We start from the raw sequence: 18,075 nt of genomic DNA, 5'->3' as shown, positions 1-18,075 counted from the left end.
GGGCGGTCAACTGCCGATCAGCCGCCTTTGTGCGGGCGCTTGCCCGGGTTCTTCTTGCTGCGCGTGGCGACACCGCGCTCCAGGCTCACGCGCTGGCCGTTGCCGGCACGGCGGGCGCTCAGGCCGCCTGCGGGCGTGGGTGCGGGGGTGGCGCGGCGGTCGGCTTCGGTAACGAGTTTGTTGCCCATGGTGTTCTCCAGATCGGACGTTGACAAACCCGGGATGATCGCACATCGGCCAGGCTGGCCGTCCTGCGGGCTGGTCAGGCGGCCGTCAGCCTCGCCAATTTGATAATCAGTCGCATCTAGAATCGCAGCTTGCCTGCAACTCCGAAAAGCACCGACGTGAAGCACACCACCATTGCCTGGATTCTTGCCGCCTCCGCCGCGGCCTGCGCACCGGCTTGGGCCCAGAGCCCTGCCGCCAAGCCGGCCGCCGCCAGCAAGACCGTCGCTGCCGACGTGGGGCCGGCCGTGCGCCACCACGCCGTGCTCGTGAGCGCTGCTTACGACGACGCATTGGCCGGCGCACAGGCACTGCAGGCCGCCATCCACGCCTTCCTCGGCAAGCCCTCGCAGGAGGGCCTGGACGCCGCGCGCAAGGCCTGGCTCCAGGCGCGCGAGTTCTACGGCCAGACCGAGGCATTCCGCTTCTACGGCGGCCCGATCGACAGCGACGATGGCCCCGAAGGCCGCATCAACGCCTGGCCCATGGACGAGTCGTATGTCGACTACGTGGTCGACGCGCCCGACGCCGGCATCATCAACAACCGCAAGGTGCAGATCGGCAAGAAGCAGTTGTCCTCGCTCAACGAGCGCGACGGCGAAGAAAACATCGCCACCGGCTGGCACGCGATCGAATTCCTGCTCTGGGGCCAGGACCTGTCGGAAACCGGCCCGGGCGCACGCCCGTTCTCCGACTTCGTCGATGGCGGCAAGCCCAACGCCGACCGCCGCCGCCAGTACCTGCGCGTGGTGACCGATCTGCTGGTCGACGACCTGGGGTCCGTGGCCCGCGCCTGGGCGCCGAACCAGGCCAGGAACTACCGCGCGCGCTTCGAGCGTGGCGGCATGGAGTCGGTGCGCAAGATGCTCGTGGGCCTGGGCTCGCTGTCGCGCGGCGAACTGGCCGGCGAGCGGCTCGAGGTGGCGCTCGCCAGCCAGGACCAGGAGGACGAGCACTCCTGTTTCTCCGACAACACCAACCGCGACGCCGTGGCCAACGCCACGGGCATCCAGAACGTCTGGCTCGGCCAGTTCAAGCGCCGCGACGGCAGCCAGTTGCAGGGCCCCGGCCTGCGCGACCTGGTGGCCGCGCGCGACGCCGCCGTTGCGGAGCGCACCACCAAGCAGATCGCGACCTCCGTGGCCGCGGCCGAGGCCATCCCCGCGCCGTTCGACCAGGCCATCAAGGTCGGCAACCCGGGCCGCGCCAAGATCCAGGCGACCATCGACAGCCTGACGCAGCAGTCCAAGGACATCGTGGACGCCGCCAGCGCGCTGGGCATCACCAAACTGACCCTGGTGCAACCTTGACCCCGCTTCGCTTTGCAGGCGCAGCGGCCGGCATCACCCTGGCCTCGCTGGGCCTGGCCTGGGCCGCCAGCGACCCCGCGCCCGGCGACGACGTCGCCGTCGGCGGCGCGACCACCGTCTACGCCACCGGCCAGAACGCCTTCTCGTTTCCCGCTGCCAACCTCAGCGATCCGGAGCGCACGCGCTTCGTGATCGGCAATTCCTTCTTCAAGCGCAACTGGGTGCAGGCACCGGCCTCGACCAAGGCGCGCGACGGGCTGGGCCCGCACTTCATCGCGCGCTCCTGCGGCGGCTGCCACACGCAGGACGGCCGCGGCCAGCCGCCCGACTTCACGAAGGGCCTGTCGGACCAGCCCGTGGGCCTGCTGCTGCGCCTGTCGGTGCCGGGCCGGGACAAGGCGGGCGGCCCCTTGCCGGACCCGGTCTACGGCGACCAGTTCTCCAACTTCGCGGTGAACGGCGTCCAGCCCGAGGGCAGCATCACGATCCGCTACGAGCCCCAGCACGGCCGCTTCGCCGATGGCACGCGCTACACGCTGCAAAAACCCCTCTACGGCTTCAAGGGCCTCCACTACGGCCCCATGGCCAAGGACGTGATGGTCAGCCCGCGGCTGGCGCCGCAGGTGATCGGCATGGGCCTGCTCGAAGCCATCCCCGAAGACGAGATCCGTGGCAATGCGCGCGCCCAGGCGGCGGCCGGCGGCCCCATCCGCGGCCAGGCCAACGAGGTCTGGGACCAGCCCTCGCAAAAGACGATGCTGGGCCGCTTCGGCTGGAAGGCCAACGTGGCCACCGTGGCGCACCAGACGGCCGGCGCCTTCCACGGCGACATGGGCATCACGTCCAGCCTGTTCCCGGACGAAACCTGCATGCCGGCGCAAAAGGACTGCCTGGCGGCCCCGCGCGGTGCCCAGGGCAAGCAGCCCGAGGTGGACGACAAGACTTTCGACGAGGTGGTCTTCTACACCGCCACGCTGGCACCGCCCGCACGCCGCAACGCCGGCGACGCGCAGGTGCTGCGCGGCCAGCAGCTGTTCGCGCAAGCGCAGTGCGCGGTCTGCCACCGGCCCAGCTACACCACGGCCGAGGGCCCGTTCCCGCGGCTGACCAGCAAGGCGCTGTCGGGCCAGACCATCCATCCCTACACCGACCTGCTGCTGCACGACATGGGCGAGGGCCTGGCCGACGGCCGGCCCGACTTCCTGGCCAATGGCCGCCAGTGGCGCACGCCGCCGCTGTGGGGCATCGGCCTCATCAAGGACGTCAACGGCCACACCCGGCTGCTGCACGACGGCCGCGCCAATGGCGTGCTCGAGGCCGTGCTCTGGCATGGTGGCGAGGCCCAGGCCAGCCGCGATGCGGTGCTCAAATTCACGGCCGAAGAGCGCACGGCGCTGGCCAAGTTCGTGGAGTCGCTGTGATGCATTGCAATGTGGCGCGCAGGCGCCTCGTCCTGAGCGGCCTGGCGGCGCTGGCGCTGCCTGCCGCAGCCCAGCATGTGCCGGGCAACGTGGCGCTGCCGTTCTACGCCCCGCCGGATTTCATGCAGGGCGCCTGGCGCCGCTGGTACGCGCCGCGCGCGCAGGAATTCGTGCAGTGCGCGCAGGCGCTGGTGGCGGCGCTGTCGGCCCAGTGCGCGGCACCCGCCGGCGACAGCGCCGCGCTGGCTGCGGCGCGCAATGCCTGGGGCGAGGCCGCACTCGCGCTCGGCCGGCTGTCGTCGGTCTCGGTCGGCCCGCTGCTGCAACGGCGCACGCTGCGCCAGATCGATTTCGCGCCCACGCGGCCCGAGCTGATCCGCCGCGCCATCGCCGCTGCGCCGCTCGACGCCGCCGCGCTGGAGCGCATCGGCACGCCGGCCAAGGGCTTGCCCGCGCTCGAATGGCTGCTCTGGACGCAGCCTCCAGCGCCGGGCACGCCGGCCTGCCGCTATGCCCAGCTGCTGGCCGAGAACGTGCTTGCTGAGGGCCAGGCCTTGGCCCAGGCGTTCACCGCGCTGGCCAGCGCCCAGCCCGGCCCCGACGACGAGGATGCCGACGAGGCCGCCGCCGTCGCCATGGCCGAGCTCGTGAACCAATGGGTCGGCGGCGTCGAGCGCCTGCGCTGGCCGTTCATGGACAAGCCGCTCAAGAGCGCGCCCAAGGGCAAGCCACCGGCGTACCCGCGCGCGGCCAGCGGCCTGTCGCGCGAAGCCTGGGCCGCGCAATGGCAGGGCCTGCGCACGCTGGCCGTGGCGCCCGACGACAGCGTCGCGCAACCGGGCCAGGACCTCGTGGCGCTGGAGACCTACATGCGCGGCCGCGGCCTCAACCCGCTGGCCGACCGCTGGGCCGCCACGGTGCGCAAGGTCGACGCGGCCGTGGCCGCCGCGCGGCCCGACGCGCCGGCCAGCGTGCAGGCGGCGTCCAAGGCCGTGGCCGGGCTGAAGCAACTCGCCGAGGCCGAACTGGCACCGGCACTGAACATCCGGATTGGGTTCTCCGATGCCGATGGCGATTGAGTCCGTGCTCTCACGCCGGCACTGGCTGGCCCTGGGCGCCGCCGCGCTGGCCGGCCCTGCCTGGTCTGCCCTTCCACCCGCTGCGCGCCTGCTCGCCGCCTGGCAGTGCGCGCCGCGCGACACCGCCGAAGCCGCGCGCTACCAGATCGGCCTGCTGGCCGCCCAGGCGGACGCGTTGGTCGTGGCCCGCGCGCTCGACGTGCCCACGCGCGCCCACGGCCTGCTGGTCGAAGCCGGCGGCACGGTGCTGGCCGTGGCGCGCCGCCCCGGCGACTGGCTGCTGCGCTGGAAGCCCGGCGAAGACGAGCCGCAGACCGCCTGGATCGAGCCCGACCGCGCCTTCAACGGCCATGTGATCGCCAGCCGCGACGGCCAGCGCCTGTACACCACCGAGACCGACCTGGAGACAGGCGCCGGCCTCATCGGCGTGCGCGACGCCACCACGCTCGAAAAACTGGCGGAGTGGCCGACCCGCGGCATGGACCCGCACGAGCTGCTGCTCGATGCCGATGGCAGCCTGATCGTGGCCAACGGCGGCATCCCCACACTGCCCGAGACCGGGCGCCTGAAGATCGGCCTGGAGCGCATGGACGCGTCGCTGGTCCGGCTGGACACAGGCGATGGTGCCGTGCGCGGCCAGTGGCGCCTGCCCGATCCGCGGCTGAGCCTGCGCCACATCGCCTGGGGTGGCCAGGGCGGCCGCCTGCTCGGCATCGCGCTGCAGGCCGAGCACAGCGACCCGGCCGCCAAGCGCGCCGCGCCGCTGCTGGCCCTGTTCGATGGCCAGTCGTTGCGCGCTGTACCAGCGCCCCAGCCGCTGGGCGGCTACGGCGGCGACATCGCCTGGGCCAATGGCGCCTTCGCCGTCAGCACGCCCAAGGTGGACGGCTTTGCGCGCTATGGCGCGGACGGCCGCTGGCAGGGCTTCACGCCGCTGGCCGAGGCCTGCGCGCTGGCGGGCGAGCCAGGCCGGCTGTGGGCCGGCGGGCGCGACGCGGCCTTGGTGTCGGAGGCGGGTGCCGTCGCCTCCCGGCCCGTGCCGGCGCTGCGGCTGGACAACCATTGGTTGCGGCTGGGCTGACAAGCCCTGGACGGCTTCCCGGCTGCAGCAGCACCGGCGCGCAGCGCTTCCAGCGGCGCTGGGTGCAGCAGCGCGGCTGAGCGGCCGCGGAAAGTGGTTGGACAGGGCAGGGGCGCGGTCTACAATGCGAACGGTTCTCGTTTATATGGCCAGGCCCAGGCCGTTCGATGCCCTTCGCTCCACCGCTGCCCATGCCCGCCGAGCCTGCTCCGCACAGCCCAATCCACGCGCTCTACGCCGACCACCACGGCTGGCTGCAATCGTGGCTGCGCAAGAAGCTGGGCAACACCTTCGACGCCGCCGACCTGGCGCACGACACCTTCGTGCGCATGCTGGCCGGGCAGCACCCGCCCACCATCGCCCAGCCGCGCGCCTACCTGACGCGCATCGCCCAGAACCTGCTGGCCAACTGGTGCCAGCGCCAGGCGCTGGAACGTGCCTACCTGCAAGCCCTGGCCGCCATGCCCGAGGCGCTGTCGCCATCGCCCGAGCAGCGGCTGCTGATCCTGCAGACGCTGCACGAGGTCGACGCCATGCTGGACGCGCTCAAGCCGCAGGCCCGCCGCGCCTTCCTGCTGTCGCAGATCGACGGCCTGAAGTACGAAGACATCGCGCGTGAATTGGGCGTGTCGCTGGTCACGGTCAAGCGCTACATGCAGCAGGGCTTCCGCGGCTGCCTGGCCTTGATGACCGACTGATGCAGCCCGTCGCCTTCCACACTGCGGCGCAGGCGCTGGACCCGCACGTGCTCGACGCCGCAGCCGCCTGGCTGGTGCGCCTGCACGACAGCGCCGCCACTGACGACGACCGCCGTGCCTGCGAACGCTGGCGCCAGAGCGACCCGGCCCACGCCCGTGCCTGGGCCCGCGCCGAGGCGCTGGTGCACAAGCTGGGCGGGCTGCCGCCCGGCCTGGCGCTGCCGGCACTCGGCCGGCCCGTGCGCGCAACACGCCGCGCCACCCTCGCCAAGACCGCGGCGCTGCTGGCACTCGGGCCTTCCCTGTGGCTCGGCTGGCGCGCCACCGACGCGCAGGGCTGGCTGGCCGAGCACCGCACCGCGAACGGCGAGCAACGCGCGCTGCGCTTGCCCGATGGCACGCGCGTGACGCTGAACACCGCCAGCGCGCTCGACCTGCGTTTCGACGCGGCACAGCGGCTGCTGTGGCTGCGCGCCGGCGAGATGCTGGTGGAGACCGCGCCCGACCCCGCGGCCACGCCGCGCCCACTGCGCGTGGCCACGCGCGAGGGCGTGGCCCAGGCCCTCGGCACGCGCTTCACGGTGCGCCAGGACGATGGCCGCACGCGCATCGCCGTGCTGGAGGGCGCGGTGCGCATCGTGCCGGCGCAGGGCGGCGAGGCCGTGGTGCTGGACGCAGGCCGGCAGACGCGTTTCGGCGCGCAGCAGGTCGACGTGCCGGTCGCCCTCGACGCGGCCGGCACGGCCTGGACCCGCGGCATGCTGCTGGCCGACGGCATGCGCCTGGCGGATGTGGTGGCCGAACTGGCGCGCTACCGGCCCGGTGTGCTGCGCTGCGATCCGGCCGTGGCCGAGCTGCGCGTCTCGGGCGCGTTCCCCGCCACCGACACGGACCGCGCGCTGGGCATGCTGGTCTCCACCTACCGGGTCGATGCCGTGATGCGGCTGCGCGGGCATTGGGTCACGCTGGTGCCGCGCAGCGATGGCTGAAAAGAATTTCGCGCGGCGCTGATACCTTTTTCGGTTTCGGCTGGCAACAGGGGTGAACGCACTTCTGCTTGTCCATCCGAAAGGCCCGTCTCTCCCATGTCCGCACGTTTCCCCCGCGCCGCCTTCCGGCGCAGCCTGCTGGTGCTCGCACTGGCCGCCGCCACGCCGGCCTTCGCCGCCGACCCGGTGGCGCTGGACGCCATTCCCGCGCGCAGCTACGACATTCCCGCCGGCCCGCTGGGCCGCACGCTGTCTGCCTTCGCGGTCGAAGCCGGCGTGGCGCTGTCCTTCGATCCGGTGCTGACCGAGGGCCGCAGCAGCCCGCCCGTGAAGGGCCGCCACACCGGCCGCGAGGCCATGGCCGCGCTGCTGGCCGGCAGCGGGCTGGAAGCCGTGCCGCGCAGCGACGGCAGCTACGCGCTGCGCCAGCGCGCAGCGGCCGCGCCCGCGTCGGCCAGGCCTGCGGCGGACGTGCTGCCTACGGTCACGGTCAGCGCCGACGCCGACCGCAGCGGCACCACCGAAGACACGGGCACCTACACCACGCGCGCCACCGCGGCCGCCACCGGTTTGGCGCTGTCGCTGCGCGACACGCCGCAATCGGTCAGCGTGCTCACGCGCCAGCAGATCGAGGACCAGGCCCTGGTGTCGCTGGACCAGGCCATGCGCAGCGTCACCGGCATCTATGTCGCCAGTTCGGACAGCGACCGCTCCGACTTCTACGCGCGCGGCTTCTACATCGACAACCTCCAGTACGACGGCGTGCCGACCTCGCTCGGCCTGTCCTTCTACGGCGACTCGGGCAACGACACCACCATCTACGACCGGGTCGAGGTGGTGCGCGGCGCCACGGGGCTGCTGACCGGTGCGGGCAATCCCTCGGCATCGATCAACCTCGTGCGCAAGCACGCCGACAGCAAGGTGTTCACGGGCGCGGCCTCGGTCGGCATCGGCTCCTGGAACCAGCACCGCGCGACCGTCGACCTGAGCACGCCGCTGACCGCCGATGGCCGCATCCGCGGCCGGTTCGCGGCCATGGCCGAAGAGCGCGATTCGCATGTCGACCTGTACCACACGCGCAAGCAGGTGCTCTACGGCGTGGTCGATGCCGACCTCACGCCATCCACCCGGCTCAGCGTGGGGGCGGACTACCAGTCCAACCGGCCCACCGGCTCGACCTGGGGCGGGCTGCCGCTGGTGTACAGCGATGGCTCGCCGACCGACTGGGACACCTCCAAGACCACGGCCGCCCGCTGGACGCGCTGGAACAGCAGCAACCGCACCGTGTTCGCCAGCCTGGCGCACCGCTTCGACAGCGACTGGGCGCTCAAGGGCAACCTGTCGCACCGCCAGAGCGACTACGACGCCAAGCTGCTGTACCTGTACCGCCAGCCCGACCGCACCACGGGAACGGGCATGGCGGCGCTGCCCAACTACTCCGAGTACGACTTCCAGCAGAACAGCGCCGACCTGCAGGCCACCGGCCCCTTCGCGCTGCTCGGGCGCCGGCACGAAGCGGTGCTCGGGTTCAGCAGCAGCCGCGCCCGCGAGGTGCAGGGCGGGCACGGCCGCACCAGCGCGCTGCAGGACACGGGCGACTTCAACCAATGGGACGGCAGCTACGCCGAGCCGACCTGGGGGCCGCTGGCCATCCACACGGCGAACCGCACGCGGCAGGACGGCCTGTACGGCGCGCTGCGGCTGTCGCTGGCCGAGCCGCTCAAGCTCATCGTCGGCGGCCGCCAGAGCCGCTGGCAGCTGAAAGGGCTGGAGGATCCGCGCGACCACGAGGTGTTCACACCCTATGCCGGCCTGGTCTTCACGCTGAGCGACAGCCTCTCGGCCTACGCCAGCTACACCGACATCTTCCAGCCGCAGAACTACCGCGACCGCACGGGGGCCACGCTGGACCCGGTGACCGGCAAGAGCTACGAGCTCGGCCTCAAGGGCGAGCACCTGAATGGCCGCCTGCACAGTTCGCTGGCGGTGTTCCGCATCGCGCAGGACAACGTGGCGCAGCAGGACGGCCAGAACGTGGTGCCGGGCTCCACGGACTTCGCCTACGTCGGCGCGAAGGGCGTCACCAGCAAGGGATTCGAGGCGCAGCTGACCGGCGAGATCGCCAGCGGCTGGATGCTCTCGGCCGGCATCTCGCACACCATCGCGGACGACGCGCAGGGCGTTGCCATCAACACCTGGGCGCCGCGCACGCAGGCCCAGCTGTTCAGCGCCTACCGGCTGCAGGGCGCCTGGAGCCAGCTCACCGTGGGCGGCGGGCTGAACTGGCAATCGCGCACGTCGGCGGCGTTTTCGACGGGCACCGCCGACGTGGCCTACGTGCAGCAGTCCCTGGCCCTGGTGCAGCTGATGGCCCGCTATGCGTTCAGCCCGCAGCTGTCGCTGCAGGTCAACCTGAACAACGTGACCGACAAGAAATACTACGTCAACATCGATGGACAGGGCCAGTTCGGCACGCCGCGCACCGCGCTGGCCACGCTCAACTACAAGTTCTGACGCGGACCCACCGGCGTGATGCGGTACACGCAGCGCGCGGCGCCGGCCAGCAGGTGCTGCTCGCGTGCGACCGTCGCGCCGGGGCCTGCGACCTCCTGGAACAGCTGCAGCTCGGAACGGCAAAAGCCCTGGCAGCTGCGGGCTGCGGCGCTGATGGGGCAGTGGTCCTCGGCCAGCAGCCAGGCTCCGCCGTCGCGCTCCACGCGTGCCATGTAGCCCTCGTCGCTGCGCACTGCGGCCAGCTGCTGCAGCCGCTGGCCCAGCGTCTTGCCGGTGCAGGCGCGGCGGTAGGCCGCGCGCGCCTCGTCCTCGCGCTGCGCGATCAGGCGGTCCAGCCCGTCTTCGCCGAACAGCTGGCGGATCGAGCCGATCAGCTGCACGCTGAGCTGCGCATGCGTGTCCGGAAACCGGCGGTGGCCGGCCTCGGTCAGCACCCAGTTCTGGCGCGGCCGGCCGACGCCCGCGGCAGCCTCCTGCTGGCCCGCGATGAGACCGGCCGCCAGCAGCTTGTGCACCTGCTGGCGCGCGGCTTCGGGCGTCATGTCCAGGGCCTGGGCGAGCTGCGCCGTCGACACCGGGCCGCGGGTCTTGACCTGGAACAGCATGCGCTCGCCGGCCGAGCTGGTCGCCGGGTTATCCAAGTCATTGCTAGGAGAAGTCATGGGGTTCCGCTAATATCCAAACAACTACTTGGATATTAAGGCGTGCCTGCCGCGCTGTCGAGAACCCCCATGTCTGCTGTTGCATCTCCCGTTTCGTCGCCTGTTCCGCCGCCCGCCACCGCGTCCTGGGGCGATCTGCTGCGCGGGCGCAATGGCCTGCTCGCCGTCGCGTTGACCGGCGGCGTGGCGCTGCACGCCATCAACGTGCACATCGTCACCACCGTGTTGCCCTCGGTCGTGCAGGACATCGGCGGACTGGCCTGGTACGCCTGGAACACCACGCTGTTCGTCGTGGCGTCCATCGTGGGCGCTGCGGTGTCGGTGCGGCTGCTCGCCGCATTGGGGCCGCGCGGCGCCTGCCTCGCGGCATTGGGTGTGTTCGCGCTCGGCTCGGCCGCGTGTGCCAGCGCCATGTCCATGCCCTGGATGCTGGCCGGGCGCAGCGTGCAGGGCCTGGGCGGCGGCATGCTGGCCGCGCTGAGCTACGCGCTGATCCGCGTGGTGTTCGCGCCGCCACTGTGGCCGCGTGCCGTGGCGCTGGTCTCGGGCATGTGGGGCGTGGCCACGCTGTGCGGGCCGGCCGTGGGCGGGCTGTTCGCGCAGGCCGGGCATTGGCGCTGGGCGTTCTGGACCTTGTTGCCCGTCTCGGCTCTGCAGGCGCTGCTGGTCGCGGTGCAGTTGCGCCCAGCGGCGTCCCAGGAAGCCAGCCCGGCCATTCCGGTGCGCCAGATCGCGCTGCTGGCGGCCTCGGTGCTCGCGGTCGCGGCTGCCAGCCTTTCGCCGAAGCTGGCCTGGCAGGGCGCAGGTGTGCTGCTGGGGTTGGCACTGGGCGCCGCGGCCATCGCGCTGGACCGGCGCGCGACCGTGCGCCTGTTGCCGCATGGAGCGACGGCGCTGGCATCGCCACTGGGTGCGGTCTACGGCTGCGTGGCGCTGCTGCTGGTCGGCACCACGACCGAGATCTACGTGCCGTACTTCCTGCAGACCCTGAACGGCTACGAGCCGCTGGCGGCCGGCTACCTGACGGCGGCGATGGCGGCCGGCTGGAGCGCGGGCTCGCTGCTGTCCTCGGGCCGCGCCGGCGTCGGCGCGGCGCGCTTGCTGCGCGCCGGCCCCGTGCTGTGCGCGCTCGGCCTGGTCGCCCTGGCCGTGCTGATCGCGCTGGGCGAAGGCCTTGCCGCAGGCGCGCACATGCTGCTGTGCGGCCTCGCGCTGGCCAGCGTGGGGGCAGGCGTGGGGGTGGGCTGGCCACATTTGCTCACGCGCGTGCTGCGCCTGGCCCCCCCCGGCGAGGGCGGCCTGGCTTCGGCCGCCATCACCACCGTGCAGTTGTACGGCATGGCCATCGGCGCGGCGGTGGCCGGCCTGGTCGCCAATGCCGCGGGGCTCACGGTACCGGGAGGCGTGGCGGGTGCGCAATCGGCCGCGGTCTGGCTGTTCGCGAGCTTTGCCCTGGCGCCGGCGCTGGCCGCGTGGCTGGCGCGGCGCGCGAGCCGGGCCTGAGCTTCAGTCGCGCCCGAAGCGCCGCTCGGGCAGCCCGGCGACATCGACATCGATGGCCAGCAGCGAGCCGGCCCATGGCTGCTCGCGCAACTGCGCGCGCGTGAGAAAGCGCTGCGCCGTGGTGATGAACAGCGTGCGCAGCTCCGGGCCGCCGAAGCACACGCAGGTCGGGTTGCTCACGGGCAACTGCAGCACCCGGTCGACCGTGCCGTCCGGTGCGTAGCGCACCACGCGCCCGCCGCCGAAGATGGCGTTCCATACATAGCCTTCGCTGTCGGTGCAGGCACCGTCCGGGCGGTCGCGCTGCGCCGTGTAGTCGACGAACACCTCGCGTGGCCTCAGCGTGCCGGCGGCCACGTCCAGCCCGAAGCGCCAGGTGGTGTAGCGGCGCGTGTCGGAAAAATACAGCGTGTCTTCCAATGGCGAGAACGCCACCGTGTTGGCGACGATCACGTCGCCGAACTGGTGGTGCACGCTGCCATCCGGGTCCACGCGGTACAGCGCGCCGTTGCCGCGCGACAGCTGGTTGTCCATGGTGCCCACCCAGAAGCGGCCCCGGCTGTCGCAGCGCCCGTCGTTGAGCCGGTTGTCGGTGCCGGCGGGTTCCACCTGGCACAGCTTCTCGCGCGCGCCGGTGCCAAGGTCGAAGATCTCCAGCGCCAGGTCGATGCCCAGCAGCACGCGGCCCGGCTGGCGCAGCAGCGCGAGCGATCCGACATGGCGTTCGTCGAACTGGTAGACGTCATGGCGGCCGCTGGCCGGGTGGAAGCGCTGCAGCTTCGCCTCCTCGATGTCCAGCCACAGCACGCTCTGGGTCTGTTCGCACCACAGCGGCGTTTCGCCCAACACATCGCTGCCGGGCACGACGCAGCGCAGCCCTTCGGTTGTTTGCATGGAATCTCCTGGAAAATGTTTTCTGATCTGAAAGACGTTCAATTCTGCCGCCTAGAATCGCCGCCGAACCTTTTGGAGGAGACCGTTTTGAACGTGAAGAAGCACATCGTGTCGCTCGCGCTGCTGGCCGCCTGCGCCGCGGCCACGGCGCAGGACATCCAGGAACGCGTGATCAAGTTCGGCCACGTGAATCCGCAGGGCCACCACCTGTCCATGGGCGTGCAGAAGTTCGCCGAGATCGTGGCGGCCCGCAGCGGCGGCAAGATCACGGTGAAGGAATTCGCCGCCAGTGCGCTGGGCGGCGAGCAGCAGCAGTTCAGCGCCACGCAGGGCGGCGTGCAAGAGATGACGGTGCTGTCGGCCACCGTCACCGGGGCCACGGTCAAGGAATTCACGCTGCTGGACATCCCGTTCTCGTTCGCGCGCGGCGAGCAGGTCGATGCGCTGCTGCAGGGCCCGTTCGGGCAGGCTTTGCTCAAGCGGCTGCCCGACAAGGGCCTGGTCGGCCTGGGTTTCTGGGAGGCCGGTTTCCGCCAGTTCACCAACAGCCGCCGGCCGATCCAGACGGTGGACGATCTCAAGGGCCTGAAGGTCCGCGTGATCCCGAACCCCATGTTCGTCGAGAGCTTCGCCGCGCTCGGCACCAACCCCGTGCCCATGGCGTTCCCGGAGCTGTACGGCGCGCTCGAGTCCAAGGCCATGGACGCGCAGGAGAACCCGTTCGCGATCACGCTGAGCGCCAAGCTGTACGAGGTGCAGAAGTACCTGAGCGTGACCAACCATGTCTACACCGCCAGCCCGGTGCTGGTCAGCAAGCGCTTGTGGGACAAGCTCAGCACCACCGAGCAGAAGATCCTGCAGGACGCCGCTGCCGAAGCCGGCGCCTACCAGCGCAAGCTGAGCCGCGACACCTCGGTCGCCGCGCGCAAGGAGCTGGAGGGCAAGATGCAGGTCAACGACGTGCCGCCCGCCGTGCTGACGCGCATGCGCGAGTTGACGGCGCCGGTGGCCGAGAAGTTCGCGGCGAGTTATGACCCGGCGATGGTCAAGCTGTACCGGGAGGAGCTGGAGAAGGCGCGGGCGACTACGCGCTGAGCGTCCGTCTACTCTGTTGCTGTGTACCAATGGATGCGATCCATTGGTAGCATGTCGCCTCTAACCGCACGGAGGACCGCCATGACCAGAAACACATCCATCTCGCTGGGCGACCACTTCGGCGACTTCATCGACGCGCAGATCGTTCAGGGCCGCTACGGTTCGGCCAGCGAGGTCGTGCGGGCGGGTCTGCGCCTGTTGGAAGAGCAGGAAACCCGCCTCAAAGCGTTGCGGCAAGCGCTGGAGGCCGGCGAACGCAGCGGGCCGTCCAAGGCGTTCGACTTCGACGAGTTTCTGGCGGGAAAGCACCAGGCCCTGCGGGAATCCGAATCGCCATGACGACCGCACCCCGCCGCCCTGCGCGTCCGCGCGGCACGAAGGGCGGCGCGGAGAGCTCAGCAGGTGCGTATCTGCTGTCGCCCCAAGCGATCGCCGATCTCTCGGAGATCTGGGACTACTCGGCGCGCGAATGGGGCACGGCGCAAGCGGACCGCTATGTGATGGCTTTGCGCGATGCCTGTGGTGCGCTGGCCAGCGGGCCGATGCGTGGGCAGAGTGCGGAACACATCCGCGCCGGATACCGCCGGCAGATCGTCGGCACGCATGTGATGTTCTTTCGCGTCGGGGTGAACGGCGTGATCGACGTGGTGCGCATCCTGCACCAGCGGATGGACGTGGGCGCGCAGTTGGCACTTGTCCCGCCCGGGCCCCGACGCTGACCGTCTTCGAGCCCGCGAGGCGCCCGAGCCCAGCCGGCTCAGCGTTGCATCAGCGCGGCAAGCCGTGCAGCGGAATGTCCTGTTCGTGGCCGAGCTTCTCCAGCTGCTTGCGCGTGCGCGTGGCGAAGAAAGCGGCCACGGCAGCGTGCGTGGACGCGGACAGCATGCCCTTGCGCGACGCATCGGCCACGCCAGCGGCCGTGCACAGCGCCTTGGCGAAATGCGGCTCCAGCGCAGCCACGGCCACGCGGCCGTCCTTGCAGGGATAGACGCGGTAGCCCGCATGCGCGCCGCCGACCGAGCCCTGCGGCGTGGTGAGGCCCCAGGCGCGCGGCAGCGCGAGGTAGGCCGCCGCATCGGCCAGCGCGACCTCCAGGAACACCCCTGAGCCCTTGGCCGCGCGCAGCAGCTGGGCCTGCAGCACGGCCTCGCTGGCAGCCAGCGAGCCGCCCATGTCGGCGTACAGCGTGGGCGGCAGCTCCAGGCCGTTGACCAGGCCGTGCTCGGCCACGTAGGTCAGGTCGTGGCCGGGCTCCTCGGCGCGCGCGCCGGTGGCGCCGACGATGGCCGCTTGCGACAGCTGCGGGTACAGCTTGTGCAGCCTGCGCCAGCCGAGGTCGAGCTTGGCCAGCGCCGAGGGGCGGAACGAGGTCAGCAGCACATCGGTGCGTGCCAGTTCGCGGTGCAGCGCCTTCTGGCCCGGCTCGGTTTTCAGGTTGGCCTGTAGCACCCGCACTCCCTCGTGCAGGGTGGCGTAGGCGCCGGGTGCGTAGGTGGCCATGGGGTCGCCCGGGCCGCCGTCGGGCCCGGGCGGCTCCAGCTTGACGCAGGTCGCACCCATCGTGCGGCAGCGCATCAGCGCTGCAGGACCGGGCAGGTTGAGCGCCAGGCTCAGGATGCGCACGCCGGCCAGGGGGCGCGGCGCGCGGGCGGAACGGGTGGTCGTGCTGGTCATGCGGGTGAAGGCGGCCGAAAGGGCCGCAATCTACCGCACGGTGGGCAGCAGATCCTCGCGCGTGTGTCGCTCACGCGGCTCGGTGTGCGTCTGCACGGCACGGTGGTTCAACAGCTTGGCGTAGGTCAGCAACTGCTGGTCCGCCTGCTCGGACTCTGCGCGCACGAGCCGGCCCTGGACGGTCGCCACCGTGGTCGCGCCGCGGCTCTGGTCGTCGATGTCGGTGCGGTGGTAGTTGCCGCCCTTGAGATCGATCTCGGCCTCGCCGAGCGCCCGCAGGACTTGCGCCTGCAGCACGGCGCTGCGCGTCTGCGTGACGGTGATGTCGCCCGTGGGGCCAGTGTTGCCCGTGCGCTGCACGCTGGTCTGCTGCGCGACCTCGTAGCGGGCCTGGCTGACCTCGGTCAGGTAGCCGTCGTCGTTGGTCTTGCGGAATTCGCCCGCGATGCGCAGTTCGAAATCGGCCAGCCCGCTCAGCAGCGGTGCCACCTGGTTCTGCAGCGCCTGCGGCGTGCCGTCCAGCGCCTGCGCCTGGCCGCCGCTCGTGTTGTGCGCACCGTGCAGCTGCGCGAAGGCCTGGCGCAGCTGGTCCACGAGTTCGGCGCCGATGTGGCCGCGTTGGCCGGCCGCCTCGAACTGCGCGAGGTACTGCGCGATGCTGGCCTGTCGCACCTCCTCGCGCGCGGTGGCCAGCGGCTGGGCGTTGTCCAGGCGCAGCGACAGCGTGCCGGCCACGCCCTGCATGTCGATGCGTTTCTCGCGCGCGCTGGCCTGCAGGCTGAAGCTGCGCAGCGGATCGTCCGCCCGGGGGCTGCGCACCGTGAGTTCGATGGACGACAGCTGCTTGTCGTCATAGGCCAGCAGGCCCGACAGGTCCAGCTGCGGCTGGTCCGCACGGCCGAGGCCCGCGAGTGCCTTGTCCAGGCCCTCGGCCAGCGCGCCCAGGGCCTTGCGCTCGGCATCGGTCAGAGCGCCGCTGCTGCGCATGTCGACCTGCAGCGCGCCCTGGATCTGCCCCGATCCGCGGCTGACGGCGATGGACAGCTCCACCGTCGCACCCGACTGCGTGCGGATGCGCAGCTGCAGCGTCACCGCGCTGTCGCGTGCGCTGGCCAGCGCGTCGCTGGCGGCCACGCCGCTGGCGTGCTGCACCAGGGTCTGCCGGTAGTCGCCGCCTTGCTCGGCCAGGCGCGTGAGCAGTGCGCCGCCCAGGCCGCGCCATTGGGACGCCAGGCTGCCCGTGCCGTTGGCGGCGTTGCGCTGCATCAGGCTGCTGATCGCATCGCCGGGCGCGCTGGCCCAGCTGCGGGTCGGACCGGTCGGGCGTTCGTAGACCGTCGGCGCGGGTGCAGTGCGCGCGAGCTCCAGCACGGTGGACGGGGGTGCGGCGGTGGCCTCGGCCACGGGCGTGCGCGCCAGGGCCGTGCTGGCGGTCCATGCCGTGCTGCCGATGGCGGATACGGTGGTCATGCGGGTCGGGCGCCTCGGTGGGAGAGGGCGCCCGGATGGCGCGCCCGTTCACGCCGTATCGGCATTTCCCGCGGTTTCTGTAGCCTGCAGTTCGGCCCATTCCGCATCCGTGAACAGCCGCGAGCGCGTCAGGAAGCGCTGCCCTGTCGGACCCTCCAGCGAGAACATGCCGCCACGGCCCGGCACCACGTCGATGATGAGCTGCGTGTGCTGCCAATATTCGAACTGCGGCCCGCTGATGTAGAACGGCATGCCGCCGATATGGCCTAGCAGCCGGTCGTAGTCGCCCACGATGAACTCGCCCTGCGCGTAGCACATGGGCGCGCTGCCGTCGCAGCAGCCGCCCGACTGGTGGAACATCAGCGGGCCGTGCTGCGCGCGCAGTTGCGCGATCAGCACCAGCGCGGCGGACGTGGCGGTGACGCGGTCGACCGTCATCCGAACACCAGCTTGCCCTTCATCACCGACCAGTGGCCGGGGAAGGAGCAGAAGAAGCTGTAGTCGCCGCCCTTGGCGAGCTTGGCGGTCGAGAAGCTGATCTTGGTGCTGCCACCGCCGCCGACCACGGGCGTGGCGGCCAGCACGCGCTCGTCGCCAGGCTTGACGTAGTTCGCCGCGGCGCCGGCGTTCATGCCGGCCAGCGCGACCGAGCGCATCGCGGCGGTCGCGGTCAGCACCCAGTTGTGGCCCATGGCCGTGGCCGGCAAGCTGCCGGTGTGCTTGAGCGTGAGCTCGACCGTGGTGCAGTCGCCCGCGACCTTGAGCTCGGCCTGGTCGAACTGCATCTGGTCGTTGGAGGCGATGGTGAGCGCGCAGGTCTTGGCCTGCGCGGCGCCGGCCAGCAGCAGCCCGGCGAATGCGATGAGTGTGTGTTGCATGGAGGCCATTTCTTACCAATCGACAGGGCAGCCGGTGCAGCCCTCGAAGTCCACATCGGAGAACACCGCGAAGCGCAGCTTGGTGCCGCGCATCGAGGCATTGCGGAAGGTCGACGTGCTGAACTTGGTCTCCTGCACGTCGGCGCTGTCCAGCCGCGCGCCCTCGTAGCGCGTGCCGATGGACCAGGCGCCCGAGAGGTTGGCGGCCGTGAGGTCGGCCTGCGCGAAGTCGGACTTGCTCATGCGTGCCGATTCGAAGTCCGCGCCAATGAGCTTGGCGCGCACGAAGCGCGATTGCGCCAGGTAGGCCTTGCCGAACTGCGCGGCCAGCGCGCTGGCGTCGGTGAAGTCGGCGCCGACCAGGTTGGCCGCGCGCAGGTCGGCGCGGTCCAGGTTGGCGCCGCGGAAGTTCGCGCCCTGCAGGTCGCGGCCCACGAGGTTGGCGAAGCGCAGGTCGGCGCCGGCGCACTGCGCGCGCGGGCCGGGGGTGCAGGCGGAGGCTATCGTGGTGGTGGTCTGCGCCGCGGCACCCAGGGATGCCGCGAGCGCCGCCACGCCGATCAGGGTGCGCAGCGCGTGCAT

General features: G+C 71.4%; 19 protein-coding genes. 11 read left to right on the top strand and 8 right to left on the bottom strand.

What is annotated here, in order from left to right; translation table 11 throughout:
• Window positions 1–17 precede the first annotated feature (17 nt).
• On the bottom strand, window positions 18–188 hold the full coding sequence (locus tag DES41_RS38410; RefSeq protein WP_170168181.1) for a hypothetical protein: 171 nt from the start codon (window positions 186–188) through the stop codon (window positions 18–20).
• 156 nt (window positions 189–344) lie between these two features.
• On the opposite strand from DES41_RS38410, the gene DES41_RS14220 reads away from it, so the two are divergent.
• From DES41_RS14220 to fhuE, 7 genes are all read left to right on the top strand, one after another.
• Window positions 345–1,535: an imelysin family protein gene (locus tag DES41_RS14220; protein ID WP_114468285.1), complete on the top strand. Its 1,191-nt coding sequence runs from the start codon at window positions 345–347 to the stop codon at window positions 1,533–1,535.
• Window positions 1,532–2,956 (top strand): di-heme oxidoreductase family protein, encoded by a 1,425-nt coding sequence (locus tag DES41_RS14215; RefSeq protein WP_114468284.1) that lies wholly within the window; start codon window positions 1,532–1,534, stop codon window positions 2,954–2,956. The genes DES41_RS14220 and DES41_RS14215 overlap by 4 nt, the downstream gene beginning before the upstream one ends.
• Complete coding sequence (locus tag DES41_RS14210) at window positions 2,956–4,035, top strand: imelysin family protein (RefSeq protein ID WP_114468283.1); 1,080 nt, start codon at window positions 2,956–2,958, stop codon at window positions 4,033–4,035. Before DES41_RS14215 ends, DES41_RS14210 begins: the two co-directional genes overlap by 1 nt.
• Complete coding sequence (locus tag DES41_RS14205) at window positions 4,019–5,116, top strand: DUF1513 domain-containing protein (RefSeq protein WP_114468282.1); 1,098 nt, start codon at window positions 4,019–4,021, stop codon at window positions 5,114–5,116. The genes DES41_RS14210 and DES41_RS14205 overlap by 17 nt, the downstream gene beginning before the upstream one ends.
• Window positions 5,117–5,307: 191 nt before the next feature.
• Window positions 5,308–5,814, top strand: a complete 507-nt coding sequence (locus DES41_RS14200; protein WP_114468431.1) for a sigma-70 family RNA polymerase sigma factor — start codon at window positions 5,308–5,310, stop codon at window positions 5,812–5,814.
• Complete coding sequence (locus tag DES41_RS14195; protein ID WP_114468281.1) at window positions 5,814–6,803, top strand: FecR domain-containing protein; 990 nt, start codon at window positions 5,814–5,816, stop codon at window positions 6,801–6,803. The genes DES41_RS14200 and DES41_RS14195 overlap by 1 nt, the downstream gene beginning before the upstream one ends.
• 96 nt (window positions 6,804–6,899) lie before the next feature.
• Complete coding sequence (gene fhuE / locus DES41_RS14190; RefSeq protein ID WP_114468280.1) at window positions 6,900–9,317, top strand: ferric-rhodotorulic acid/ferric-coprogen receptor FhuE; 2,418 nt, start codon at window positions 6,900–6,902, stop codon at window positions 9,315–9,317.
• Here the strand turns inward: fhuE and DES41_RS14185 are convergent.
• Window positions 9,305–9,979, bottom strand: a complete 675-nt coding sequence (locus DES41_RS14185; protein ID WP_114468279.1) for a helix-turn-helix transcriptional regulator — start codon at window positions 9,977–9,979, stop codon at window positions 9,305–9,307. The genes fhuE and DES41_RS14185 overlap by 13 nt on opposite strands.
• A gap of 69 nt (window positions 9,980–10,048) precedes the next feature.
• Here DES41_RS14185 and DES41_RS14180 point away from each other — a divergent pair, with 69 nt between their 5' ends.
• Window positions 10,049–11,482: an MFS transporter gene (locus DES41_RS14180; protein ID WP_114468278.1), complete on the top strand. Its 1,434-nt coding sequence runs from the start codon at window positions 10,049–10,051 to the stop codon at window positions 11,480–11,482.
• 3 nt (window positions 11,483–11,485) lie between these two features.
• Here DES41_RS14180 and DES41_RS14175 read toward each other — a convergent pair whose 3' ends face one another.
• The gene (locus DES41_RS14175; protein ID WP_114468277.1) at window positions 11,486–12,376 is read right to left on the bottom strand and encodes an SMP-30/gluconolactonase/LRE family protein; all 891 of its coding nucleotides are present in this window, start codon (window positions 12,374–12,376) and stop codon (window positions 11,486–11,488) included.
• A gap of 93 nt (window positions 12,377–12,469) precedes the next feature.
• Here DES41_RS14175 and DES41_RS14170 point away from each other — a divergent pair, with 93 nt between their 5' ends.
• From DES41_RS14170 to DES41_RS14160, 3 genes are all read left to right on the top strand, one after another.
• Window positions 12,470–13,471 (top strand): TRAP transporter substrate-binding protein, encoded by a 1,002-nt coding sequence (locus tag DES41_RS14170; RefSeq protein ID WP_342769658.1) that lies wholly within the window; start codon window positions 12,470–12,472, stop codon window positions 13,469–13,471.
• Window positions 13,472–13,552: 81 nt separating this feature from the next.
• Window positions 13,553–13,810, top strand: a complete 258-nt coding sequence (locus DES41_RS14165; protein WP_114468275.1) for a type II toxin-antitoxin system ParD family antitoxin — start codon at window positions 13,553–13,555, stop codon at window positions 13,808–13,810.
• Window positions 13,807–14,190 (top strand): type II toxin-antitoxin system RelE/ParE family toxin, encoded by a 384-nt coding sequence (locus tag DES41_RS14160; RefSeq protein WP_114468274.1) that lies wholly within the window; start codon window positions 13,807–13,809, stop codon window positions 14,188–14,190. The genes DES41_RS14165 and DES41_RS14160 overlap by 4 nt, the downstream gene beginning before the upstream one ends.
• Before the next feature lie 49 nt (window positions 14,191–14,239).
• Here the strand turns inward: DES41_RS14160 and DES41_RS14155 are convergent, their stop codons facing one another.
• Genes DES41_RS14155 through DES41_RS14135 form a run of 5 tightly spaced genes read right to left on the bottom strand, consistent with a single transcriptional unit; the run spans window position 14,240 to window position 18,075 of the window.
• The gene (locus tag DES41_RS14155; protein ID WP_114468273.1) at window positions 14,240–15,145 is read right to left on the bottom strand and encodes a CoA transferase; all 906 of its coding nucleotides are present in this window, start codon (window positions 15,143–15,145) and stop codon (window positions 14,240–14,242) included.
• A 30-nt stretch (window positions 15,146–15,175) separates the two neighbouring features.
• Entirely contained in the window at window positions 15,176–16,615 is a 1,440-nt protein-coding gene (locus tag DES41_RS14150) for a hypothetical protein (protein WP_114468272.1), read from the bottom strand.
• A gap of 48 nt (window positions 16,616–16,663) precedes the next feature.
• A complete protein-coding gene (locus DES41_RS14145; protein ID WP_114468271.1) occupies window positions 16,664–17,053 on the bottom strand; it encodes a DUF779 domain-containing protein in 390 nt (129 codons plus the stop codon).
• The gene (gene azu, locus DES41_RS14140) at window positions 17,050–17,493 is read right to left on the bottom strand and encodes an azurin (protein ID WP_114468430.1); all 444 of its coding nucleotides are present in this window, start codon (window positions 17,491–17,493) and stop codon (window positions 17,050–17,052) included. The genes DES41_RS14145 and azu overlap by 4 nt, the downstream gene beginning before the upstream one ends.
• Before the next feature lie 12 nt (window positions 17,494–17,505).
• A complete protein-coding gene (locus DES41_RS14135; RefSeq protein WP_114468270.1) occupies window positions 17,506–18,075 on the bottom strand; it encodes a pentapeptide repeat-containing protein in 570 nt (189 codons plus the stop codon).

The organism is Pseudorhodoferax soli, from assembly GCF_003337555.1.
Classification (GTDB): domain Bacteria; phylum Pseudomonadota; class Gammaproteobacteria; order Burkholderiales; family Burkholderiaceae_C; genus Pseudorhodoferax; species Pseudorhodoferax soli.
The sequence above is the reverse complement of the archived record's forward strand: the minus strand, read 5'-3'. Positions and strand labels throughout refer to the sequence as shown.